The organism is Deltaproteobacteria bacterium (assembly GCA_020848905.1).
Taxonomy (GTDB): Bacteria; Myxococcota_A; Polyangia.
The window spans coordinates 54,233-76,499 of the sequence record JADLHG010000067.1 but is presented as its reverse complement, the minus strand read 5'-3'; the positions used below and the strand labels follow the sequence as shown (position 1 = coordinate 76,499).

Below are 22,267 nucleotides of genomic sequence, written 5' to 3'. Positions count from 1 at the left end.
CCGTCAGTGGCGGAACGTTCCCCAGGAGGTGCTGCCTCGCACCGGCGCGTTGTGGATCACCGACAGGCACTGGGCGAGCACTCGCCGCGTCTGCCGCGGGTCGATCACGCCGTCGTCGAACATGCGCCCCGTGGCGGCCCAGGCGGTGGACTCGTAATCCACCTTGCCCACCAGCATGGTCTTCAACCCCTTCAGCTCCTCCTCGTTCACGGGCTTGCCGCTCTTGGCCGCCGCGTCGCGCTTGACGATCTCGAGCACGCCGGCGAGCTGCTCGGAGCCCATCACGGCGATGCGATGATTGGGCCAGGTGAAGAGGAAGCGTGGGCGATAGGCGCGCCCCGCCATGGCGTAGTTCCCGGCGCCGTAGCTGCCGCCGATCATCACCGTCATCGACGGAACGGTGCTGTTCGCCACGGCGTTGATCATCTTCGCGCCGGCCCGGATGATCCCCGTCTCCTCGGCGGCCTGCCCCACCATGAAGCCGGTGATGTTCTGCAGAAAGAGCAGCGGCGTGTCGCTCTGGTTGCAGAGCATGATGAACTGCGCCCCCTTGTTGGCCGACTCGGAGAAGAGGATCCCGTTGTTGCCGAGGATGCCGACGCGATACCCGCCGAGCTCGGCGAAGCCGCAGACGAGCGTCGGCCCGTAGAGCGGCTTGAACTCGGAGAAGCGGCTGCCGTCCACCAGACGCGCGATCACCTCGCGGCAGTCGAAGGGGACGCGCACGTCGGCGGAGGCCACGCCGAGGAGCTCTTCGGGGTCGTGGAGCGGCTCGTCCCCGGGCCCCGTCGGCGCGGGACCCTGCTTGCGCCAGCCGAGACGCCCGACGATCTCGCGCCCGAGGCGCAGGCAGTCCCGCTCGTCCTCGGCCAGGTAGTCCGAGACCCCCGAGAGGCGCGAGTGCATCTCCGCCCCGCCGAGCTCCTCGTCGGTCACGATCTCGCCCGTGGCCATCTTCACCAGCGGCGGCCCGGCCAGGTACATGAAGGCGGCCTTCTTCACCATCACCACGTAGTCGGACATGCCCGGGATGTAGGCCCCGCCCGCGGTGCACGAGCCGAAGACCAGCGAGACCGTCGGCAGGCGCGCCTCCGAGCGCTGGGTGAGCTCGCGGAAGGCGGCGCCGCCGGGCACGAAGATCTCGGCCTGATTCGGCAGGTCGGCCCCCGCGCTCTCGATGAGGTGCACGGTGGGCAGGCAGTTCTCGCGCGCGATCTCGGCCAGGCGCGCCCCCTTCTTGAGCCCCACGGGGCCGATCGCTCCCCCCTGCACGGTGGACTCGGAGGCGGTCACGAGACACTCGGTGCGCATCACGTAGCCGAGGCCGGCCACCGTCGCCCCGCCGGGCTGGCGCTCGTTTTCGTGGAGCCCGGCGAGCGGCAGTAGCTCGAGGAAGGGGCTGTCCCGGTCGAGGAGCAGGTCGATGCGCTGCCGCGGCAGGAGCTTGCCGCGCTCGAGGTGGCGCTTCACGTACTTGTCGCCGCCCCCCGCGCGCGCGCGCGCCAGGTACTCCTCGAGCTTGGCCACGGCCTCGAGGTTCGCGGCGCGATTCTGACGGTAGGTCTCGGAGCGCGGTTCGATGCGGGTCGGCAGTGGGTTCATGCCCTCGGGCTCTCGCTGAAAGAGGCCCGGAGCATACTCATTCGGGACGGGATGCGGAAGCGCGGGCGCGGGTCGCGGCGCAGCAGGCGTTTCAGCCCGAGCGGTGCTCGGCGGCTCACGCCCCGGGGCGCACGGCCCGGAGCACGCGCAGGTAGTTTCCCCCGAGGATGCGACCCACGCGGTCGGGGCTCCAGCCCCTCTCGAGCATCCCCTGCACGAGGACCGGCAGCTCGAGCACGGTCTTCATGTCGCGCGGCGTGACGATGAGGCCGTCCCAGTCGCTGCCGAGGGCCACGAACTCGTCGCCGGCCACGCGAATCACGTGCTCCATGTGGTCGAGGATCAGCTCGGACCGGCCGTTCCACCACTCCCGGCCGAGGAACATGGTGTGGAAGATGATGCCCACGAGCCCGCCCAGCTCGGCGACGGCGCGAACCTGCGCGTCGTCGAGGTTGCGCCACATGTCGTGCACGGCGCGCACGCCGGTGTGCGAGACGATCGCGGGCTGGCTCCGGTCGTGGACCGCGAGCGCCGCCCAGAACCCGTCCGCGCTGATGTGCGCCAGGTCCACCAGGATGTGCCGCGCGTTCATCTGACGGATGTAGTCCGCCCCGAGCGGGGTGAGCCCGTCGCGCTTCGCCCCCGAGGGAGCGCTCGTCGCACCGAGCGTCGAGTTCGACAGGTGCACCACGGTGATGCGGCTCACGCAGTCGTCGGGAATGCGCGCGAGGTCGTCGGGCCCGCTGTCGAAGGCGTTGCCGCCCTGGATCGCCAGCCAGCAGGCCACCTTCCCCGCCCGGCGCGCGGCGACGTACCCGGCGTGGTCTTTGACCACCGCGAGCTGCTCGGGGTGCGCCTCGAGCTCGGCCTTGAGTCGGGCCAGGTTGGCGAGCGCCATCGGCGTCCGCCGCGCCTGCCGACGAAACGGGTTCGTGGCGATGCTGAAGACCGCCCCCGTCATCCCTGATTCGAGGAGCCGCGGCAGGTCGACGTGCGAGTAGAAGCGCGCGTTGAAGAGCCCCTCGTCGTGACGGCGGTCGAGGCGATACCCGGTGAGGCGCGTCCAGAGGAACGACTCGACGTGCAGGTCGATGCTGTCGCACGCGGCGTAGAGGTCGATCGCCTCGCGCGAGATGCCGAGCCGCCGCGCCCAGCCCTCCGGGTCGTCGCGCCAGCGCGCGTAGTCTTGGATCATGCGGTCAGCTCACGCGCGCGCCGGCCACGTACCGGTTCCAGGTGCGGTCCGCGTGCTCCGGCTCGGCCGCTTCCTGATCGGGGCAGTCGAAGAGCAGCTCGCACTCGGCGAGCGCCGCGTCGGTGAAGGCGCAGTGGTGCGGTCGCTCCGCCTCGTCGTGCGCATAGGGGACGAAGAAGCGGCAGGTCGCGCACATGCGCGAGGTGGAGATCTGCCCGTGAAGCTGCAGGAACCGCACGAGCTTGATCGACACGCGCAGGAGCAGGTCCTGCTCGCTCGGCTCGAGGTCGGCCACCGCATCGAGCAGGAAGTCGGGCCAGTCGGCCAGGCGTTCGGCCTCGCGTCGCCCCTTGGCGGTGAGCGAGATGGCGATCGCGCGCGCGTCGGTGAGCTCGCGCTCCTTGCCCACGAGCCCCTTGCGCACCAGGGTGGCCACCGCGTCGCTCGCGGTGGGAGCCGTGACCGCCAGCTCCTCGGCGAGCTGCGACAGGCGCCGCGGGTGACGCACGCGGAGGAGCATCAACACCTGCGCCTGCGTGGGCGAGAGGCCCCGCGGCCCCGCGGCCTGCCAGGCCTGGCTCTTCATGGCCAGGCTCACCTTGCCGAGCCCGGCGACGAGCCGCTGGGCCAAGGACTCCTGCGCCTCCTCGCTCTCGAGCTCGGAGGTCCCTAGGTATCGCCGTCGCTGCATGCTGTCCCCCACTCCCGGTGGCACACTGCTAAGGATGCCGAAGGACTAGCGCACGACCCCCGGGATTGCAAGAGCTCGCGGGGTCCGGGCACGCGCCTTGCGGCCGTCCTCGGAGTCTACGGCGAGCACTTCCCCTGCTGGCCCGTGGTCTGCGCGACGCAGTTGCCCTTCTTCCAGCCGACGCAGGGCAAGCCCGGACAGGGCCACGTCAGACCGGCGCACCCGTTATTGACCCAGGCCGATTCGATCGCGCGCAGCTTGGTGTCGTCCTGGACATAGAGCGGACAGGGGCAGTCGAGCCGGTTCGGCACCTCGCGCTGACACTGGAGCACCGGCAGGCTCGGCGCGCAGTTCTTGGCTGGCTCGAGCTGCAGCACGTAGTCCAGGTTGAGCAGAAAGCAGACGGTGTACTTCCCCACCTCCACGTCGTAGGGCGCAGAGACGGCCTGCTGCATCCCGGTGCAGTTCACCGGTTTGAAGGGCTTACCGGCCGTGCAGCTCGCCGCATAGTCGGCCGAGACGCGCCAGGTGCCTCCGTAGCGGGGCAGGAGCGTCTCGCTGTAGGTCGCCCCCGGCGCCACGACGCGGGCCTGCGGCGGGTTCGTCGCACATTGGGTGTCGACGCCCTGGTCGTCCCACTTGCCGCCCAGGGCCTGGCGTTCGCGCCGGAACGCCGTGCAGCCGTCCACGAAGACGGGCGCAGCGGTCCGGTTGCGCAGCGTGGCCACGATCGCCTCCTTCTCGGCGTACTTGGCCTTGTCGGTGGTGACGGTCACCGTCGGCGGCGGGGCCCCGTCGGCGAGCCTTCCGTCGGCAGGCCTTCCGTCGGCGAGCCTTCCGTCGGGGCGAGAGAGGTCCTGCGTTCGCTGGTCCGTCGCCGCGCCGTCGGGGCGAAGGCCTCGGTCGGCCGCGGGTGCCGCACCGTCGGGCAAGGGAGGGAGCTGCGTGCTGCACCCGCCCAAGAGGGCGACCATCGCCACACCGAAACACCGCACCGTCTGCTTAGACATGCTTGATCGTCCTTCTGCTGGCCTCGTCATGAGCGCGCGCCGTCCCGCGAGCGCGGCTAGCGACCCGAGGTCCTCCTATCATAGACTGAGGGAACGAAGGGGGCACCCCATGGAACACCGTCGCGGAGCCCGCGTATCGGCGGACTTCTGGATTCGGCTCGAGGGCGTGGACCACGAGCCCCGCCTGCGCCAGGGGAACCTGAGTGTGAGCGGCCTCTACTTCCGCTGCGAGCGGCCCGTCGGACAGGTGGGCTCGGTCCAGTTCCTGCGCCTCGCCTCGCGCGACTTTCAGCAGCAGGTGGACGTGCTGGCGCGGGTGATCCGCACCATCAGCCTCGAGGACCTGCACGCCGGCAGCGTGACGGCGGGGGTCGCGCTCGAGTTCATGCCGCAGAGCGCCGCGAGCCGCGAGGCGCTCGAACGCGTGGTGCGCTACGTGGTGGGGCTGCAGCTCGACCGCGAGATCGAGATCGAGGTGGAGACGCTCCAGCACGCGCCGGCGGGCCCGCTGCGCCCGGTCGAGACGGGCGCCACCTCGCGCCACAGCCTGCACCGCATGCGCCTGCAGACGAGCTGGCCCGTCGACCCGGGGGACCCCGTCGCGGTGGAGATCCAGTCCCCGTCCGAGCACCGCAGCCTCCGCTTCGACGGAGAGGTGCTGCAGGCGGTCCCCGGGCACCACGCGGACGGGTCCACGCACTACAACGTGGACGTGCGGATCTACGACCGGCCCAAGGCGCGCGGCTCGATGAGCGCATCGCAGCTCCGGGTCGGAGGCTCGTCGCTCACCGACGCGCTCGACCGCGTCTTCTCGGACCTCATCGTGCCGCCGCTCTCCGGCACGCCGCCCCGGCGCGAGCACCTGGTGGGGCTCCTGTCGCGGATCCGCATCCCGACGCTGCTCACGATGTTCGAGCTCGAGCGCATGTCCGGGGCGCTGCTCATCTCGCGCGACGGCGAAGAAGCTCGGCTCTTCGTGCGCGACGGTCGCGTGGTGGACGTGGAGGACGGCCAGGGTCGCGCGGCGCCGAGGGCCCTCGCCACGCGGCTGCTCGCCTGGGACGAGGGCACCTTCGAATTCACGCTGCAGGCGGTCGACCGCCCCGACCGTATCGGCACGAGCACGACCGCGCTCTTGCTCGATCTCGCGCGCGAAGCGGACGAGGCCGGACGCCACGGACCGAGCTGATCATGCGCGCGAGCTACCGGGGGCCGGGAATCGGTCGGACGGCGCTGCTCTGTCTCGCGGCGTCCGTCGCGCTCGCCTGCCCCATGACCTCGCGCGTGAGCTCGCTCGACCGCCCGTGCGATTCGGACCACCCGTGCGGACCCGATGCCGTCTGCGACCCGCAGCGCGGGCGTTGCGTGGAGCCGGGGCAGACCCCTCCCCCCGTACGACGCGATAGCGCGCTCCCCTGGACCGAGGCCGACCGCGGCGCGCCGACAGCCGATAGAGGCTCGACACCGCCACCCGACGGACGAGCGGGGGGCGAGGGAACCTGCCAGGCCCCGCTCGCCCTCTGCGGCACCCGTTGCGTGAACACCAAGACCGACCGCAGCCACTGCGGCGGCTGCGACCGACCGTGCGGGGCGCACGCGACCTGCAACGGTAGCTGCGCCTGCGAGAGCGGCTACGAGAGCTGCAACGGCAAGTGGGACGACGGCTGCGAGTGCACGACGGGCCTGTGCCAGGGAACGACCTGTCAGAAGCCACCGCCCCCCTGCAGCACGACGACCGCCGGCTCGTGCGGCGGCACGACCGCCTATTGCGGCACTGACGGCAAGTGCGCCACCTGCGTGGGCGGGAGAAAGAACTGCGACCAGAAGGGGGATTGCGAGTGCGCCTCGGGGAGCAGTTGCTCGGGCACCACCTGCGTGGCCCCCGTCCAGTGCAGCAGCGCCGACAGCGAATGCACCTCCGCCAACTACATGAAGGGCTGCACCGGCGGGCTGTGTTTCGCGGCGGGGTGCTGCTGCCCTACCTCGCAGCAGTGCCGGGCCGGGAGCTTCCCGGTCTGCTGCAAGCCCGGCCTGACGTGCAAGGATACGGCGAACGGAACCTGCGGGTGAGAGGACGAGGCGGCGACGCGGCGCTCAGCAGCCGTGGTGGATCTGCACGTTGTCGATGAACACGCCCTCGCCGCTGTTCGTGTAGGAGGTCACCGTGTCGAAGACGAACTGGATCTTGACCGACTTGCCGGCGTACTTGGTCACGTCCACCACGATCTCCTGCCAGGCCTTGAGCTTCACGTTGCTGTAGGTCTTGGTCCACACCTTGGTGGCCGTGCTGCCGTCCACCACGGAGACCTCGAGCACGTCGGAGTAGGCCCCCGACTCGGTATCCATGTAGAGCATGAACCGAAGGGCGGCCTTCTTGCCGGCGGAGATGGCCACCGACGGGCTCACGGCCTTGCCGTCGTTCGAGTCGAGCCAGCCCGTGTCGAAGTTCCCCTTGGCCGGGTCGCCGTAGTAGAGCGAATGCGTCCCGGCGCCGGGCCGCCGCGTCGAGGCCTGCCACTTCACCGCCGTGCTCGACCCCTCGAAGGTCCACCCGGTCACGGCGCCCCCCTCGAAGTCGTAGAGCTGCGTCTGCGCCCCGGCGAGGAGCGTCCAGCTCTTCGCGTTCGCCGCGTAGTTGCAGCTCAGGCAGCCGGAGTCGTCGGTCTTGCCGTTGTCGTAGCAGGTGGCGCCGATCAGGCACTTGTCGGCGAGAGAGGTCCAGTCGGTCTTGCTCTTCGACGGGTCGCACTCGCCGCACTTGGTGGTGTCCAGCTCCTTGGGCGTGTAGCACTTGCCCCCGATGAGGCAGGCGTCCTTCTTGACCGTCCACCCGTCGATCTTCGTCGCCGGATCGCACACGCCGCAGCCGGTCGAGTCCGCGTCGCCCGGCTTGTAGCACTTGCTGCCGATCTCGCAGTGGTCCCCGAGCGAGGTCCAGGCGCTCTGGGTCTTCGACGGGTCGCAGACGTTGCAGCCGTTGGCGTCGGTCTCGCCCTTGGAGTAGCACTTGCCGTTGATGAGGCAGGAGGTCGGGCGGAGCTTGTGCTCCCCGCAGCCGCCCTTGCCGTCGCAGACGTCCTCGGTGCAGCTCAGGTTGTCCGCACACTGGTCCTGGTAGCTCGTCCCGGTGCAGCGGCCGTTCTGGCAGTAGTCGTCCTTCGTGCACGGGTTGCCGTCATCGCACGCGCCCCCGTTGGCCGAGGCCCACTTGGTGCGGTCCCCCTCCGTCGCGCAGACCTGGCAGGCGTCGTTCGGGTTGCGCTCCTCGGCCTTGAAGCACTTGTTGGCGGTCTTCTTCGTTTTCTGATCTCTGACCGGCAGCGAGCAGAAGCCCGCCTTGGGCGCGAAGCGGCAGAGGCCCGCCCCCTCGCACACGTTGTCCGTGCACTCGAGGCCGTCGTCGCACTCCTGGAACGAGGAGGGCCGGCAGATGAAGTCCTCGGCGCAGACCGGGTTGATGGCGCACGAGCTGTGCGCGTTGCAGGTCTTGCCCGGGTTGTCGCAGGGCCACAGCTTGCCCCCCGCCTCGCTCACCGCCCCGCCGTCGCCGCGTGCGTCGGGTGAAGAACTATTGGACGAACACGCCACCAGCCCGAGAGCCAGCACCCACACGAACCGATTCAAGCTACACATTCGTCTCTTGCTCCGTTGCTGCATCGCCCCAGTGCCGGGGCGGCTCCGATAAGACTGCCCTTTCCTAGCACAAGGTCTTACCGGGGTCACCAGGGGGATCAACGGGGAAAGGGGGGGCGAGGCTTCCCGCGGAGCGCCGGTTCGGCGGTCAGTCCTCCACTTGATGGACCTGCCAGTCCCGCGGGCGCACCAGGCGGAAGCGAAAGCTCAAGGTCCGCACCGACCCCGCCGGGACCGTGCCGCGGTAGCGCACGTGACCGCGCGCGTCAGGGGCGCTGAAGCCGGATGGCGACGCGAAATCGGTGACCTCCACCCGTCGGCCGAGCTTCACCGGCACCTGGTCCTCGACGAGCACCTCCACGCCGTAGCCGCGGTGGTTGGCCAGCTCGACCTCCACCGTGTATTCCGTGACGTCGTCCTTGAAGACCAGCCCCTTGGTGAGGGTGCGGTGCTCGACGCGCCGCACGATCTTGATCTGGTCGTCCACCCCCAAGGGCAAGAAAACCGACTCGCCGGGGAGCGCGGTGTTGAGCCAGGTGCGGCCCGAGAAGAGGCTGCCCGAGAAGAGGTGGGCGTGGCCGCGCAGGATGGGCTGCCCGGTGCGGTTCGGGACCTCGGCCGTGAGGTAGGCCCGCGGGGCGAGCGCGGCGGCGATGCGGTAGACCGGCCGGACGGCGAAGCGACGCGTCAGGAGCGGCACGCGCCGGGGCTCGCCGGTGGCCGGTACGCTGTGCTGCCCGGGGGCGTAGAGCGTGAAGCGGTAGCCTCGCGCCGCGGCGGCGGGCAGGTCCCGGTCGAGGACGCGAGGGCGGTAGCCGGTGTCGTCCCAGGGCAGCGTCTGCGCCGGAGCGGAGGCGCCGGTGCTGGAGGCGCGGCCGGCGAACACGCTTTCACGCAGGAGCCCCACGCTCTCGCGCGCCGGGGCGCGGCGCGAGCTCGCCTCGACCTCGCCGGAGGCCTCGGCCTTGCCGCTGAACGCGCCACCCGGGGCCGACGGGGGGGAAGGCGCGGGCGCCGGCCTCGGAGCCTGCGCCGCGCGCTGCCGATCGTCGTCGGTGCGGGCGGCAGCGTCGGGCTTGCCGTCGACCGCGCGTCGGGGCCACTCGCGGTGCTCGGCGGCCGGTTCGGTGACCGCCTCCGGTGGGCTCCAGCGCGGCGCGACCTCTTCGCTTCGCGGCCTCGGCGTGGGGACGAAGAGGCGGTGGTGCCCGAGGAGCAGCGTCGGCAGCTCGGGCACCGCGAGGCGCTCCTCGGGATCCAGCGTGGAGAAGCGCAGGCGGGCCGCGGGCCAGCTTTCGCCCGAGCGCTGCCGCACGACCGCGTAGTAGGTGGCCTCGACCTCCCGGCGACGCGCGTCGTAGCGCAGGTCGTACGACGGCACCCAGCTCGTGGCTTCCACGCGATACGACACCTCGAGCTCGTGCCGCCCCGCGGCCCCCTTGAGGGCGGCCGCCACGCGCACCACCGGTTCGTCCGTCGCGTCGAGCTTCGCCCCCCGCGCCTGCACGCGCAGCCGGTGGAGCTCGGCCTCGAACCCCTTGCGCTGCGCGCGCAGCTCGACGAGGCGCCGCTCGAGCTTCTCCAGCCGCCCCTCCATCCAGCGGAGCACCTGCGCGAAGGCTCCGGCGAAGAGCGCGTCGGGGACCCGGTCCCGCGGCCCCCTCTTCGGCGAATGGAGGCCTAGCCCGTCGAGGTCCGTCCGCTCGAGCTCGTATACCTGCTCCTCGTCCCGCACCAGCTCGAGCGCGTCCTGCGCCTTCTCCGCCCGCTCGGCGAGCTCCTTGGCCAGCTTCTGTTCGACCGAGCGCTCGCGGCTGCGACTCAGCGTCACGCGCTCCACCTCGATGGTGCTCCCCGCGACGCGGACGCTGTCGGGATCTACGTTCCCGGGCAGGTCGGCGAGCAGCACCTCCGTCGCCGACCCGTCGAGCTTCACCGCCACGCGCCGCACGACGCGCGCCTGGTCGCTGTAGACCACCACCCGATCGACCCGCGATCCGGCCGCGGGGCTCGGGGCCGGAGCGCCGTTCGCGGCCGAGGTCAGGCTCAGCGCCAGGGCCAGGACCGGCGCCAGGACCGGGGCGACGACTCGTCTGGCTCGTATCATCTCTTCTCCTCGCCCGAAGGCCGTCAATACCCCGTGACCTCGTAGCTGCGCGGCAAGGTCACGGTGTAGGCCAGGTCGATGACCCGCTTCTCGCGCGGCCGCAGGCTCAGCTCCCAGTCGAGCACGCCGTCCTTCTCGTTCCGTCGAGAGGGCGGCGTCGTCGGCCCGTCGAGCGCGACGCGGAGCTCCTTCACCTGCGGCACGGGGAGGTTCTCGCGCACGCGCAGCCGCACCGCGCGCCGGCTCCAGTTGCCGACCTCGATGCGGTAGTGGTGCACGAGCTTCTGTTCTCCCCCGAAGGTCCCCGGGCCCTCGTGGGCCTCGCGCTTGACGTAGCGCCGGACCTGCACGTCGTTCTCCACCCCGAGCGAGAGCGCGAAGGGCTCCTTCGGCGCGCGCAAGGGGAGCTCGGTGCGCCCGACGTAGGCTCGCCCACGATAGAGCTCCACCGTGCCGGCCAGCATGGGGAACGGAAATGGGTTGTGGAGCTCTAGCCGCCGGTAGACGAAGGGGTAGAGCTTGGGCACGCTCTCGAGGCCGAGCTCGGCCTTGAGGCTCCGACGGTCGAGGAGCACCGCCACCTGGCGCCCGTCGGGGGGAACCTCCGCGCGCTCGGCGGCGCGCAGCTTGAGCGCGAGCGCCGGCTCGGCGTCGCGGGGTGCTCCGTCGCCGCCGCGCTTCTTGTCTCCCACGCCCCCGAGGGTCTTCGCCGCCTCCGCCCCATCGCCGACGCTGCTGCGCAGGTGCTCGCGGAGCTCCGTCCGACGGCTCAGCACCTTGCGCGTCTCGTCGGCCTCCGTCACCGACACCCGCAGCCGACCGAGCTTCGGCGGCAGGTTGCTGCGACCGAGGTTCGCCGTCGAGACGAAGAGCTCCGCGCCGCGCCAGACCTCGCCGGTCCCCTGCTGCACGAGCGCGAGCGTCGAGAGCGTGACCGTGCCGCGCGCGAGGTCCGCCCGCGCCTGGTAGGCCAGGCGAAAGGTCGCGTTCGGCACCAGATACGAGAGCCGCACCGTCGCGCGCCCCGTGCAGCGCAGGTGGACCTTGACCCGCAAGGTGGTGCGGCGACGACTCGCCTCGAGCCGGGCGAGGTCCCGCGCGAGCGCCTCACGTGCGCGGTCGAGCCCGCGCGCCCGCCGTTCCGCCTCACGCTGGCGCCGGCTGGCGGCGAGCGCCTGGCTCTTCACGAGATCGAGCGCCGCGTCCCAGCTCGCGAGCGGAGGTCGGGCCAGGGTGGCCTGGCGCGCCCAGACCCGCGCCAGGTGCTCGCGGTAGGCGACGAGCTTGCGGGTCACGGCCTGGCTGGAAGCGACCTGGGCCCGGCAGGCGGCGAGCTGCTGATCGAGCGCCCGCAGCTCCGTCTGCAGCGACTCGGCCTCGGAACGCGGACCCGAGGCCTCCTCCTCGTGCGCCAGGCCGAGGAGCGCGCCGCTGCCCGAGAGCTCGGCGGCGAGGCTCTCGGGCTGGACCGTGGAGGGCAGCCCCGAGAACTCCGCCACCCCCGCGGCACAGCTCACGCCCTGGCTCCGCGTGACCTGCGCGCGGTCGCCGTAGACCACGACCTGCACGATCGGCGCCTCGGCCGCGGCGCTGGCCGGTCGCGGAAGGCCCGCCCCGGCCACTCCGAGCGCGAGCAGCACGCCCGCGCCACCCGCTCGTCTCCATCGATGGATGCGCGCCATCCGAGGCACCTCGCCTGCGCTGTGAAGGACCGGGCCGCTCCGCCGGACCGCTCCGGAGCCCCTTGGCCGCTTACACCTGATACGCGCGAGAGCCCACGACCTTTCACCCCTCCGTCACGGTCGGCTCTCTCTCGATCCCTGCGCGCTTGCCATCGGCCGAGGGTGTGCGAAGATACCTGCCTTACCTCTCGCACGGTGCTACACCGCGTGACCCGCAGCGGGTCGGGGAGGGTGACCCATTCTCTTTGGCAGACAGGCATCGATGACCGAAGCTCCTCCCCGCGCGCCGATGTACTCGGCCGATCTCGACGACGAAACGCTCGAAGCGCTCTATCGCGACCTGAGCGCCAGTGCCGAAGTCCTGGACATCACGCTCCGACTCGGCCCGGGCGGGATGCTGAGCGAGGCCGACGCGCCCGCGCGCCTGAACCTCGAGGAGGCCCTGCGCTTGCTGCAGACGGGCAAGGTCAAGGGTGTCCGGGTGCGCTACCGCGCCGAGGAGGCGCAGTGGGAGGACACGCTCCTCGCGCAGCCCGGCAGCATCCGGCTGGTGCGCATCCGCCAAGACCTCGGCTAAGGACCCTAACCAGGGGAGCCTCGCACCGATGTCCGACCCCGCGATCGAAGTCTCCGGCCTCAGCTACGCTTACCCGGACGTCCCGGTCCCCGTCGTGCGCGACGTCTCGTTTTCGCTCGAGCGCGGTGCGCGCTGCGTGCTCGTCGGTCCGAACGGGGCCGGCAAGAGCACCCTGCTCCGCATCCTCGGCGGCAAGCACATGGTCCCCCAGGCGCTCGTCCGCGTGCTCGGGCGGCCGGCCTTCCACGACACCGGCCTCGCGGCGCACCTGACCTGGATCGGCGGGGCCTTCCCGCTGAACGTGGACATCACCGTGCAGGAGATCCTTGACGGCGTGCGGGCCCTCGACCCCTTGCGCTGCGAGCGGCTCTTGCACCTGCTCGACGTGAACCGCGGCTGGCGCATGCACCGCGTCTCGGACGGGCAGCGGCGGCGGGTGCAGCTCCTGCTCGCGCTCCTCCGACCGAGCGAGGTGCTGCTCCTCGACGAGGCCACGCGCGACCTGGACCTCCTCGGTCGGGCCGAGCTCCTCGCGCTGCTGCGCGAGGAGAGCGAGCTCCGCGGGGCCACGATCGTCTACGCCACGCACATCCTCGACCGCCTCGAGGAGTGGGCCACACACCTGGCGCTGATGCACGAGGGGCGCTTCTCGCTCACGCCCATCGACGCGGTCGCCCCGCTGGTCGCGCTGCGCGCGCAGGGGGTCAGCTCGCCGCTCTTCGTGCTGCTGGAGCGCTGGATGCGCTCGGGGTGCCGGGAGCTCTGACGCAGGGCCGAGGCCGCGCGTCTCCGCTCGCGCCTCTCCGCTACGCCGGAGGCGTCTCCGCCCCGGCGGCCGGGGGCCCCATCGTGGCCAGAAAGCCCTCGGCGGTGAGGGGGTACTCGGCGAGGAGCTCGCGGATCGACTCCACCGTGATCGCCTCCACGCGGCCGAGGTGCTCCTCGAGGGTCTTCGGGGTGCCGAGCGTCTCGAGATCCTCGACGAGCTGCAGGAGCCGGCTCATCGGCGAATCGCCGTCCGTGGCGAGCGAGGTGCGCACGTTGTTCTTCACCCGCTGCAGCTCGTCGTCCGTCGGTCCGTCGACGGTCATGCGCCGCGCCTGCTCGCGGAGCGCGTCGAGCACCGCCGGCATCCGCTCCGGATCCCCCAGCCCGTAGAGCACGAAGAGCCCGGCGTCCGAGAAGGGCTGGTAATAGATGCCCGCGCTCGGGCAGAGCCCGCGCTGCTGGATCTCCCAGTAGATGCGGCTGTTGTCCCCCGACAGGATGCGCGAGAGCATCCCCGGCCGCAGGTCGCCCCCCCGCCCCGCCGGCCCCGGCACGCTGAGCGTCATCCCTTGCTGGGTGAAGCGCGTCGTCTCCTCGACGAGCCGCCCGGGTCTGGGCGTCGGGCGCGGCTGGTTGCGCCCCCCTTCGCCGCGCCCCCAGTCCGCCGTGAGCGCCTCGACGTGCGCGATGAGCGGCTCGGGATCGAACTGGCCCGCGGCCACGAAGACGAGGTTCTCGGCCCCGTAGCGCCGCGCGTGATAGGCCAGCATGCGCTCGCGCGGCAGCGGAGCGATGGTCTCCGGGTAGCCGAGCACGCTGTGCGCGAGCGGCGAGCCGGCGAAGAGCTGCGCCATCGCCTTCTCGTAGAGGCTGCTCATCAGGCTGTCGCGGTACTGCGCGATCTCCTCGAGGATCACCTCCTTCTCGGTGGCAAAGTCCTCGGCCGTCATCGTGCTGCGCATCATCTCGGCCAGGAGCGCCGCCTGCGCGCGAAGGTTCTCCGCCGGCACCCAGCCGTAATAGATGGTGCGTTCGGCGCTCGTGTAGGCGTTGTACTGGCTGCCGAGCCGGTCGAAGGCCTGGTTGATCTCGACCGCGCTGCGGGTGCGCGTCCCCTTGAAGCACATGTGCTCGAGGAAGTGACTCAGTCCCTCTTCGCCCGCCACCTCGTCGCGCGACCCGGTGCGGACCAGAAACCCGCAGGCCGCGGAGGGCAGGTGCGGCAAGGGCTCGAGACAGACCTGGAGCCCGTTGGCGAGCCGACGCTGGATGAAGGCTTCCATGGCTACGGCGTCACCTTCAGCGGCTCGACCCCGACGGTGGCCACCGACAGCGCGTCGCGCGGGTGGTTGCGGAGGTAGCCTCGGATGTCGTCGAGCGTGACCTTGCGCACCGCGGCGTTCTTCTCCTCGAGCCTGAGCCCCTTGCCGAGCAGGAAGTAGTCGGAGAGCAGCTCCGCGGCGCGCCGGGCCACCGTAGCCCCGCTCGTCACCGCGCTCGAGAGGATGCCGATCTTCGCCCGCTCGAGCTCCTCCTCGGTCAGGTCCTCCTCGAGGCGCGCGACCTCGCGCAGCAGCGTGTCGTAGGTCTGCTGGCAGCGCTGGGGGGTGGTGGCCGCGCCGAGGTGGATCATGCCCACGTTGCGCAGGTGCTCGCGCCACGCGCTGACCCAGTAGACGAGACCCTGCTTCTCGCGCACCTCGGTGAAGAGGCGCGCCCCCATCCCGCCCGAGAGCACCGAGAGCATCACGCGCTCCACCGGCTGCTCGGGGTGATCGTAGGGCACCCCGCGGTAGCTGATGCCGATCTGCGTCTGCTCGAGCGGCTTCTGGATGTGCGAGCAGGTCGGCGTGAAGGTCTGCACGGCGTCCTGGCCGTAGGCCTCTCCCTCGGGCAGGTCGGCCAGCATGCGCTCCAGCGCGGCCACGACGCGCGGCAGGTCGTACGCGCCGGCGACGGAGACGGCGACCGCCGAGCGGCAGAGCACCTTCCCCCAGTGCGCGCGCACGAGGGCGGGGTCGAGGCGGTCGAGCCCTTCGGCGGTGCCGAGGCTGTGGCGCCCGAGCACGGGCCCGTAGGTCTGGAACGACATCTGCCGGCGCAGGAGCGCGCGGCCGTTGTCCTCCATGCTCGCGAGCTCCTGCCGGGTGAGGGAGATCGCCGTCTGCACCGCGTCGTCGGGGAAGGTGGCCTCGCGCAGCATCTCTCCGACGAGCGCGACGCCGTCGGGAAGGAGCTCCGGCAGGGCGCTCAGGCTGAAGACCCAGCTCTGCGTGTTGCTCGAGATGCCGGGCTGCACGCCGAGAGCGTCGAAGGCGTCGGCCAGGCTGCGCGCGTCGCGTCGCGTGGTCCCCTTGTTCACCGTGCGCCCGAGCACCAGGGCGAGCCCCTGCAGGCCCTCGGGCTCGCTGGCCAGCCCGCCCAGCACGCGGAGGCTCAGGCTGGCGGTGTGGTAGCCGGGCAGGGGCTGGGCGAGGAGCGGAATGCCGGAGCTCAGGCGGACGTGCTGAATCGGTTCTTCGGAGCGCGCGCGTTGGGTCATGGGTCGGTCACTATACGCCATGCGCAGAGCCCGGGCGAGCCGAGGACGGCGACGGCGCTGCCAGCGGAGCGCGGCGCGACCGGAGTTGAGCCGGCCCCGCCGAAGCCGTAGGGTAGGGGTGGCGCGAACGCGGGGCAGCGGTCCGGAATGAGTTCCCCGCCCGACGCCGTTCTCTCTGGTACTCGGGTGCCGCGTCTCACGCGGCCAAGGGATAGCACATGCGACGCGCCCGACCACTTCGCTGCTCCTTGCCGTTCGTCGGGGCGGCCACGCTGCTGCTCGCGCTGGGCTGCGCGGAGAAGACCCTCCCGCTCAGGGACAGCGGCACCGGCGACTGGGGGAGCGCACGCGACGGAGGCGCGGGGCGCGACTACCGCATCGGCAAGATCGGTTCGAACTGCAAGCCGGTCGGGACGCGCGTGGTGCACCAGGAAGCGAGCGGTCGGGCGGGCTGGATGCCGCGCCTGGCCTGGTCGGAGGGGGTCTACGGGATCGCCTGGGCCCAGGACCTCGCGAACGGGGGCCAATACGCCACGCAGCCGATGCTCGCGCTCTTCGACGCGGAGGGGGAACCGGTCGGCAAGCCGCTCGCCCTCACCGAGAAGGGGACCGCCAACCCGGCCGACCCGGTGGGGATCGCCGGCGTGCCCGACGGCTTCGCCGTGGTATGGGCCGACCGGCGGCAGTCGGGAGACAAGCGCGCGCTCGTCCTCGCGCGAGTGAACGCCAAGGGCCAGCGCCTGGCCGGCACCGCCCCGTGCACCGCGCCGGGGTGTGGCGAGGTGCACCTCCTCTCGGCGATGTACGCGAGCTCGCCGCACCTCGTGCGCCCGGGTTTCCTGGGCCTCGAGGGGCGCGCGAAGACGACCTCGCTCGCCGTGACCTGGCGCGACGGGCGCAACGTGAAGCCGCCGACCTTCCCCGGCGGCCCCGAGGAGGGGCGCTACGACGTCTTCATGAAGGTCGTGAAGCTGGACGGGACGCAGGTGCTCCCCGAGCAGCGCATCACCACCGACACGTCGCGGCCCCATCCGGCCACCCCCGTCTCCTCCTTCGACGGCACCAAGTACGCGATGGTGTGGCGCGACCTGGCCGACCTCGGCGCGAGCGAGCTCTTCTTCGCGCTCGTGGCCGCGGACGGCCGCGTGCTCACCGAGGAGAAGACGCTGGCGGTCAACCGCGGTCTCGCTGCCTCGGCGCCGGACCTGGTGTGGGCCGGGCCGGAGTTCGGCGTCGCCTACTCCGACAACCCCGACAAGGACAACGGCTCGATTCGCTTCGCGCGGGTCACGCGGGCCGGGGAGCTCCTCGCCAGCCAGACCGTGACCACCTTCGGCAACCCCTGCACGCCGACCGTGGCCTTCAACGGCGAGCGCTACGCCGTGGCCTGGCAGGACCGGTGCGGCGCCGACGGCTCGAAGCTTGTCTTCGCGCTCATCGACGACGGCGGCAAGCCGCTCCTCCCCGACGGCAAGAGCTGCCTGACCAGCGAGAGTCCCGACTGCGGGCTCGTGACCGTCTCCACCGAAAAGGACGGCACCGCCGCCTATCCGAACATGATCTCGGTGGGGGGAAAGTTCGCGCTGACCTGGATGAACGCGCCCAAGCGGCTCATTCAGTTCACCCACATCGTTTGCACCACGCGGTAGGTCGAGGAGCGCGCCCGCGGCGCGGCGGCGCGTGAGAACACCCTCTCCGAAAACGCGAGGCGCACGCGTGCGGCCCGCGCAAAACGAGCGATCCGGCACGAGCCGTAAGGGCCGAGAGTCCTTGAGGTTGTCCCTGGCACGGATGGTGCTCTGGCGCCTCGCATGCGGCAATCCTTCGTGCGCGTCCTCGGAGTCACTCTCGCCCTCGCGCTCCTCGTCGGCACGCCGGCCACCGCCGAGGCGGGGCCGCTCGGCTGGGCGCTCTCCTACGCGAAGACCTTCTTCCACTGGCCATCGCCCCAGGCGAAGGCGCGCGCGCAGCGGGAGCGCAACCGCTTGAACGGCTCGCGGCGCGAGGCCTGGGCCATGATCCCCACGCGGCTGCGCTACTTCGCCTCGAAGGTGCAGACGCAGAAGTACTTGCTCACCGCCAACGGCGAGTGGGCCCGCGACCGCCGGACCGGCGAGGCGCGCCGCATGGACCTCGTGGCCCTGAGCCCGCGCATCGGCATCGGGCCCTTCAGCTTCCGCTACGTCGTGGCCGCCCTCGAGGTGAAGCCCTACCGCGGTCGCCAGACCGACCCGCGACGCCTCACGGCCGACGAGCAGGCGCAAAAGGAGAAGACCGACCGCATCCTCCGCCCCGACGGCCGGCACTATCAGAAGCTCTTCATCCAGGACGATAACGGCGAGCTCGTACCCATCAAGCCCCCCTCGTGGCCGATCTTCGGCACCAAGTTCGGCTACCTGCACTACCGGTAGGCTCCCCGCGCGGCTAGACTCAGTCTAGTCGTCCGATCCGTGGGGGGTCTCATGCACCGTATTCGCGCGGCGCGCGTCGTCCATCTGGCGGTCGTCCTGTCCTGCGCGGGCCTCGTGCTCGTCGCGTGCGGCGCGCGGCAGGGACCGCTCCCCGACGGAGGCGCGGACGCGGCGACGCCGATAGGCGACCTCGGCCCGTGCGCGCCCGACCCCGAAGGCCTCGCGGGCTGCTTCGTGGGCGCCACCTTCGCGAGCTGCCCGGGCCCCGTCGCGCCGAAGCTCCTCTGCGGACCCCGCCGCTGCCTCTGGTTTTCCGACGGAAAGCCGCGCGGGGCGTACCAGACGCCGATGAACGCGGCGAACTGCCCGTGCCAGGGCAAGAGCTGTCCGCCCGACGAGGTGGACCGCGCGATGTCGCAGTTTCGCTACGCCTACGGCGACGCCCCCTGGAACCGCGAGCGGGCCCTGGTGCTCCCGGCCACGATCGATCCGGTGGTCGTCGCGGCCGGGAACACGCGCACCTGCCGGGGCTGCAGCGTCGAGTGCCACGCCGGAGACAACCCGTGCTTCGGCGAGCGGGTGGACATCGTCCAGCGCCGGCTCCCCGGCACGTTCGTGGCCATCGTCGGCGCGACCTCGTTCCTCTACGGCTGGGTCCTGGAGGTGGAGGTGGACCTGGCGCTCGGCAAGGCCCGCGCCTGCCGCGTCCGGGGAACTGACGCTCCCCGGGACTGCACGCCGCACGAGCCCCTCTGCGCCACCTCGGGGAGCGTGACGCTCAGCGAGACGCCCTGCCGGACCCGCCTCGAGAAGGTGCGGCTACACTACGAGCTGCGCTTCGCGGACGGGCTGACGATGGAGGGGACGCTCTAGCGCTATGGATGGTCGAGGCGGATGCGCCGGGCCCAGTCGCGCGCCCAGCGCAAGAGCTCCCAGGGGTCCAGCCCGAGCGCCTCGAGCGGGTTGGCCATCGTCTGCACGAGCTTCTCGGCGCCCCCCGAGAAGAGGCGACCGCCGATCCCCGTCGAGGAGAGGAACTTTCCCACGAGCTGCGCCGAGCGCGTGGCCGCCTCGGAGACCGCGCCGCCCCCCACGATGGCCAGAAGCCACGGCGGGGCGGGGTCGATCACCGTCTGACGCGCGGCCATCGAGCGCGCCACGATCGAGCGGTCCCCCGCGAGGAGCTGGTGCCAGACCCCGAGCGGCACGAAGATCGCCGCGTGCGGCGGGGCGAAGCGCTTCGTCACCGCCGCCACGATCTTGGGCGCGTCCTGGCGGATGGTCGAGAAGGGCACCTGCTCGGCGATGGAGAGGTGCGTGGTGACCAGATCGATGTCGCCCTGCCGCTTGCGCACGATGAGCGAGGTCCAGATGCGCCCGCGATCCACGACGTAGAAGACGAAGCTGCGGTCGTCGGGGAGCAGCCGGTCGAAGGTGGCCTGGAGCAGCTCGTAGGGGGGGATCGGCAGCGCCTCCCAGAGCCGCGGCTCGACGTGAATCGCCCCGCCGAGCGCGTCGCTCAGCACCCGCAGCGCAGAGAGCGCCTGCGCGACCAGATCCTCGTCGAGGCGTACCTTGTTCTGCGCCTGCGCGAGGAGCCCGGGGAGCTCGTCCACGTCCACCGCCACGACCAGCGGCAGGTTGTGCGCCGTGCGGAAGGCCTTCAGGTCGGTCGGCGCCGCCGAGCGCAACGAGGTCGCGGGCAGAGTGCCGCCGCCGAGCTGCACCACGCGCAGCACCTGGCCCCGGCGCGTGAAGGCCAGGACCGGCCGCTGCCGCCCCTGATAGAGCGCGTCCTTCTCTTTGCCCGGCGGCGGCGGGGCGAGGCGATCCAGAAACCCCGGAGGCATGGTGTCCGAGCCCCCGGGCGGGTCCACCAGGCGATAGAGGTTCGCCAGGTGCTGGGGGTCGATGTCCACGATGCGCAGCTCTTTGGCGATCATGGCGCACCCTCGCCGAGCTCGCGCGGCGCGCAGCAGAGCATCCGCACCGCGTTCGCCTCGACGTGCACCAGCCGCGGGTTGACGGGCTCGCCCGTGAGCGCGTCCCACATGCGCAGCCCCGCCCCCTCGAGCGCGCGGAGGCGCGTCGTCACGCTCGCGTCGCTGCGGTTGGCCAGAAAGAGTGCTCGCGGTCGCTCTCCGTCGGTGTAGAGCACGAGCTCGACCTCCTCGGCGTCGGGGACCGGGTCGCGCGCCAGCTCGAGCTGCGCCGCGAGCTCCTCGAGCGCCTCGGCGAGGTCCTCCTCCGCCGCGAGCGTGTGCGCGGGCATCAGGCAGGCGAGCGGCTGCATGGTGCGATCCCGCGAGGGCCACCTCGGCCCCACGAGCAGGGCGCCCCCTCGCTCGACGTAGTCCCCGAGCCGCGCGAGCAGCTCCGCGTCGGCGAAGTCGAAGAGCGGCACCACGAGCAGCTTGTAGCGCAGAAGGGCCTCGGGACCGGCATCCGACTCGACGTGGTGGTAGGGGAGCCGGAGGTGGTCGAGCGCCACCTCCGCGGCGTGCACGTAGCGCTCGTGCTCCACCTGCACCGGGCCCCCCAGACCGAAATCCTCCTCGGTGCAGAGCTCGTCGCCCGAGAGCCCGAAGAGCGATAGCCCCATCAGCGGCAGCGGGTCGGCGAGGCTCGCGCAGAGCGCCAGGTGGCGGTATTCGCGCACGCGCACGAGGCCGACCTCCACGCGCCGCGACAGCTCGGGGAGCGCGCACTGCCGGACGGCCGAGACGAGCTGCCGGGTCGTCGTGTACCGCTCGCTCCGCGGCCGCCCGTCGGGACTCACCGGAGCGCCGTACCAGCGGTCCCGCTCGACGAGCATGTAGAGGTTGAAGCCCTTCGCGCCGTGCATCAGCGCGGCGAGCGCGGTGTGGAGCTGGTCCTCGAGCGCCTGGGGCCACCACCAGAGCCAGCCCCCCCAGCCGAGCTCGCTGACCACCGGCAGCCGGCTCGAACCCGCGAGGTGCGCGAGGTGCCGCCGCACGGTCGCGTAGTCGCGGCGACGCAGGTAGAGGTCGAGCCCCGCCACGTCCACCGCGCGCTCGGCCGCGGCGAGGCTGCAGGCTTCGCCGAACTCGGTGGCGGGGAAGTTGTGCAGGAGCGGCAGGTGCGCGAGGCCCTCGGCGCGAAGGAGCCCCCCCCAGCGCTCGAGCGCCCGGAGCAGCATCCATTCCTTGAACGCCACCCAGTCCAGGTGGCGCACGAGCTCCTCGGGGCGCGTGGCGTCCAGCTTGCGCGGCGCCTCGACGGAGGCCGCCGTCGCGCCCGCGCCGTAGCCGGCGGGGAGCGCCCCACCGTAGCGCTCGGCGAGGTAGCGGCGATGGAGCGCGAGCGCGTCCGGGTGGTAATCCTGGTCGTAGGCTGCGGTGCGAAAGAAGAAGGTGGCCTCGTTGTCCACCTGCACGCCCACCACGGGCCCGTCGGGCCAGGCGTACGGCGCAACGAAGCGCGCGAACGCCGCGAGCCAGTCGCCCGCGAGCGCGTGATACCGCTCGCTCGCGTACGAGGGGACGGGGAAGGCCCGCGGCGGCACGCCGAGCCAGACGGGACTCCCGCCGCCGCCGACGGCGAGGCACTCCGGCTCCGCGAGGACGCGCGTGGGGAGACCGAAGGCGGTGAGCTCGGCGTTGACCTGCGGTCCGGGGCGCAAGACGACCTTCAGTCCCCACTGGGCGCAGGCCTCGAGGAAACCGCGCAGGTCCGTCTGGTAGCCGGCCTCGGACGGGGCCCCTTCGAAGTCGTAGCGCCCCGGCTCGCGCTCGTGCACGGCCCACGGCACGTAGGTGTCCACGATCGGCAGCTCGAGCTGGCGGAAATGGTCGAGGCACTTGCCCCACGCCGCGGGCTGCAGCCGGAAGTAGTGCATCGACCCGGCCAGGAAGGGGAGCGTCTCGGTGCTCTGGCCGGGTCGCTCGAGCAGAAGCCCGCTCGGCCCCACCCGCACCGCCGGTGCCTCGTGTTTTTCGCCTTGGGCACGCATGAGCCGCGGAGCATACTTTGAGCGGCGCGAGCGGTGAAGTAGGATCGCAGGTTAGGACTCCTTCAGGCAGGCACCG

General features: G+C 71.7%; 18 protein-coding genes. 7 read left to right on the top strand and 11 right to left on the bottom strand.

Annotated elements, in window-relative coordinates:
* Nucleotides 1-3 precede the first annotated feature (3 nt).
* From IT371_28540 to IT371_28525, 4 genes are all read right to left on the bottom strand, one after another.
* Entirely contained in the window at nucleotides 4-1,602 is a 1,599-nt protein-coding gene (locus IT371_28540) for an acyl-CoA carboxylase subunit beta (protein ID MCC6751634.1), read from the bottom strand.
* A gap of 115 nt (nucleotides 1,603-1,717) precedes the next feature.
* Nucleotides 1,718-2,797, bottom strand: coding sequence for a membrane dipeptidase (locus IT371_28535; protein ID MCC6751633.1), 1,080 nt, complete (start codon nucleotides 2,795-2,797; stop codon nucleotides 1,718-1,720).
* Nucleotides 2,798-2,801: 4 nt separating this feature from the next.
* A complete protein-coding gene (locus IT371_28530) occupies nucleotides 2,802-3,488 on the bottom strand; it encodes a winged helix-turn-helix transcriptional regulator (protein MCC6751632.1) in 687 nt (228 codons plus the stop codon).
* A 116-nt stretch (nucleotides 3,489-3,604) separates the two neighbouring features.
* Nucleotides 3,605-4,498 (bottom strand): hypothetical protein, encoded by an 894-nt coding sequence (locus tag IT371_28525; protein ID MCC6751631.1) that lies wholly within the window; start codon nucleotides 4,496-4,498, stop codon nucleotides 3,605-3,607.
* A 109-nt stretch (nucleotides 4,499-4,607) separates the two neighbouring features.
* Here IT371_28525 and IT371_28520 point away from each other — a divergent pair, with 109 nt between their 5' ends.
* Nucleotides 4,608-5,687, top strand: a complete 1,080-nt coding sequence (locus IT371_28520) for a DUF4388 domain-containing protein (protein ID MCC6751630.1) — start codon at nucleotides 4,608-4,610, stop codon at nucleotides 5,685-5,687.
* Nucleotides 5,688-5,689: 2 nt separating this feature from the next.
* Nucleotides 5,690-6,568: a hypothetical protein gene (locus IT371_28515; GenBank protein ID MCC6751629.1), complete on the top strand. Its 879-nt coding sequence runs from the start codon at nucleotides 5,690-5,692 to the stop codon at nucleotides 6,566-6,568.
* Between the two features lie 24 nt (nucleotides 6,569-6,592).
* Here the strand turns inward: IT371_28515 and IT371_28510 are convergent, their stop codons facing one another.
* The 3 genes from IT371_28510 to IT371_28500 all read right to left on the bottom strand — a co-directional run bounded on the left by IT371_28510 (nucleotide 6,593) and on the right by IT371_28500 (nucleotide 11,920).
* Nucleotides 6,593-8,122 (bottom strand): choice-of-anchor J domain-containing protein, encoded by a 1,530-nt coding sequence (locus tag IT371_28510; protein MCC6751628.1) that lies wholly within the window; start codon nucleotides 8,120-8,122, stop codon nucleotides 6,593-6,595.
* 157 nt (nucleotides 8,123-8,279) lie between these two features.
* Entirely contained in the window at nucleotides 8,280-10,238 is a 1,959-nt protein-coding gene (locus IT371_28505; GenBank protein ID MCC6751627.1) for a DUF4139 domain-containing protein, read from the bottom strand.
* 23 nt (nucleotides 10,239-10,261) lie between these two features.
* A complete protein-coding gene (locus tag IT371_28500; protein MCC6751626.1) occupies nucleotides 10,262-11,920 on the bottom strand; it encodes a mucoidy inhibitor MuiA family protein in 1,659 nt (552 codons plus the stop codon).
* 262 nt (nucleotides 11,921-12,182) lie between these two features.
* Between IT371_28500 and IT371_28495 the strand changes: the two genes are divergently transcribed.
* Nucleotides 12,183-12,497 carry a hypothetical protein gene (locus tag IT371_28495; GenBank protein ID MCC6751625.1) on the top strand — a complete coding sequence of 105 codons (315 nt, stop codon included), beginning with the start codon at nucleotides 12,183-12,185 and terminating at the stop codon, nucleotides 12,495-12,497.
* Between the two features lie 28 nt (nucleotides 12,498-12,525).
* Nucleotides 12,526-13,263, top strand: coding sequence for an ATP-binding cassette domain-containing protein (locus IT371_28490; GenBank protein MCC6751624.1), 738 nt, complete (start codon nucleotides 12,526-12,528; stop codon nucleotides 13,261-13,263).
* 40 nt (nucleotides 13,264-13,303) lie between these two features.
* Here the strand turns inward: IT371_28490 and IT371_28485 are convergent, their stop codons facing one another.
* Both IT371_28485 and IT371_28480 read right to left on the bottom strand, forming a co-directional pair.
* Complete coding sequence (locus IT371_28485) at nucleotides 13,304-14,548, bottom strand: insulinase family protein (GenBank protein MCC6751623.1); 1,245 nt, start codon at nucleotides 14,546-14,548, stop codon at nucleotides 13,304-13,306.
* 2 nt (nucleotides 14,549-14,550) lie between these two features.
* Entirely contained in the window at nucleotides 14,551-15,807 is a 1,257-nt protein-coding gene (locus IT371_28480; protein ID MCC6751622.1) for an insulinase family protein, read from the bottom strand.
* 218 nt (nucleotides 15,808-16,025) lie between these two features.
* On the opposite strand from IT371_28480, the gene IT371_28475 reads away from it, so the two are divergent.
* From IT371_28475 to IT371_28465, 3 genes are all read left to right on the top strand, one after another.
* Complete coding sequence (locus IT371_28475) at nucleotides 16,026-17,456, top strand: hypothetical protein (GenBank protein MCC6751621.1); 1,431 nt, start codon at nucleotides 16,026-16,028, stop codon at nucleotides 17,454-17,456.
* 162 nt (nucleotides 17,457-17,618) lie between these two features.
* Complete coding sequence (locus IT371_28470; protein MCC6751620.1) at nucleotides 17,619-18,218, top strand: hypothetical protein; 600 nt, start codon at nucleotides 17,619-17,621, stop codon at nucleotides 18,216-18,218.
* Nucleotides 18,219-18,269: 51 nt separating this feature from the next.
* A complete protein-coding gene (locus IT371_28465; GenBank protein MCC6751619.1) occupies nucleotides 18,270-19,091 on the top strand; it encodes a hypothetical protein in 822 nt (273 codons plus the stop codon).
* 2 nt (nucleotides 19,092-19,093) lie between these two features.
* Here the strand turns inward: IT371_28465 and IT371_28460 are convergent, their stop codons facing one another.
* Nucleotides 19,094-20,161 (bottom strand): hypothetical protein, encoded by a 1,068-nt coding sequence (locus tag IT371_28460; GenBank protein ID MCC6751618.1) that lies wholly within the window; start codon nucleotides 20,159-20,161, stop codon nucleotides 19,094-19,096.
* Nucleotides 20,158-22,191 (bottom strand): beta-galactosidase, encoded by a 2,034-nt coding sequence (locus tag IT371_28455; GenBank protein MCC6751617.1) that lies wholly within the window; start codon nucleotides 22,189-22,191, stop codon nucleotides 20,158-20,160. Before IT371_28455 ends, IT371_28460 begins: the two co-directional genes overlap by 4 nt.
* Nucleotides 22,192-22,267 lie beyond the last annotated feature (76 nt).

Bases quoted from the DNA above. Each gene is read 5' to 3' on its own strand.
- IT371_28540 (MCC6751634.1), bottom strand. From the start codon at position 1,602: ATGAACCCACTGCCGACCCGCATCGAACCGCGCTCCGAGACCTACCGT.
- IT371_28500 (MCC6751626.1), bottom strand. From the start codon at position 11,920: ATGGCGCGCATCCATCGATGGAGACGAGCGGGTGGCGCGGGCGTGCTG.
- IT371_28495 (MCC6751625.1), top strand. From the start codon at position 12,183: ATGACCGAAGCTCCTCCCCGCGCGCCGATGTACTCGGCCGATCTCGAC.
- IT371_28460 (MCC6751618.1), bottom strand. From the start codon at position 20,161: ATGATCGCCAAAGAGCTGCGCATCGTGGACATCGACCCCCAGCACCTG.
- IT371_28455 (MCC6751617.1), bottom strand. From the start codon at position 22,191: ATGCGTGCCCAAGGCGAAAAACACGAGGCACCGGCGGTGCGGGTGGGG.
- IT371_28480 (MCC6751622.1), bottom strand. From the start codon at position 15,807: ATGACCCAACGCGCGCGCTCCGAAGAACCGATTCAGCACGTCCGCCTG.
- IT371_28530 (MCC6751632.1), bottom strand. From the start codon at position 3,488: ATGCAGCGACGGCGATACCTAGGGACCTCCGAGCTCGAGAGCGAGGAG.
- IT371_28465 (MCC6751619.1), top strand. From the start codon at position 18,270: ATGCACCGTATTCGCGCGGCGCGCGTCGTCCATCTGGCGGTCGTCCTG.
- IT371_28520 (MCC6751630.1), top strand. From the start codon at position 4,608: ATGGAACACCGTCGCGGAGCCCGCGTATCGGCGGACTTCTGGATTCGG.
- IT371_28505 (MCC6751627.1), bottom strand. From the start codon at position 10,238: ATGATACGAGCCAGACGAGTCGTCGCCCCGGTCCTGGCGCCGGTCCTG.
- IT371_28490 (MCC6751624.1), top strand. From the start codon at position 12,526: ATGTCCGACCCCGCGATCGAAGTCTCCGGCCTCAGCTACGCTTACCCG.
- IT371_28515 (MCC6751629.1), top strand. From the start codon at position 5,690: ATGCGCGCGAGCTACCGGGGGCCGGGAATCGGTCGGACGGCGCTGCTC.
- IT371_28470 (MCC6751620.1), top strand. From the start codon at position 17,619: ATGCGGCAATCCTTCGTGCGCGTCCTCGGAGTCACTCTCGCCCTCGCG.
- IT371_28475 (MCC6751621.1), top strand. From the start codon at position 16,026: ATGCGACGCGCCCGACCACTTCGCTGCTCCTTGCCGTTCGTCGGGGCG.
- IT371_28485 (MCC6751623.1), bottom strand. From the start codon at position 14,548: ATGGAAGCCTTCATCCAGCGTCGGCTCGCCAACGGGCTCCAGGTCTGT.
- IT371_28525 (MCC6751631.1), bottom strand. From the start codon at position 4,498: ATGTCTAAGCAGACGGTGCGGTGTTTCGGTGTGGCGATGGTCGCCCTC.
- IT371_28535 (MCC6751633.1), bottom strand. From the start codon at position 2,797: ATGATCCAAGACTACGCGCGCTGGCGCGACGACCCGGAGGGCTGGGCG.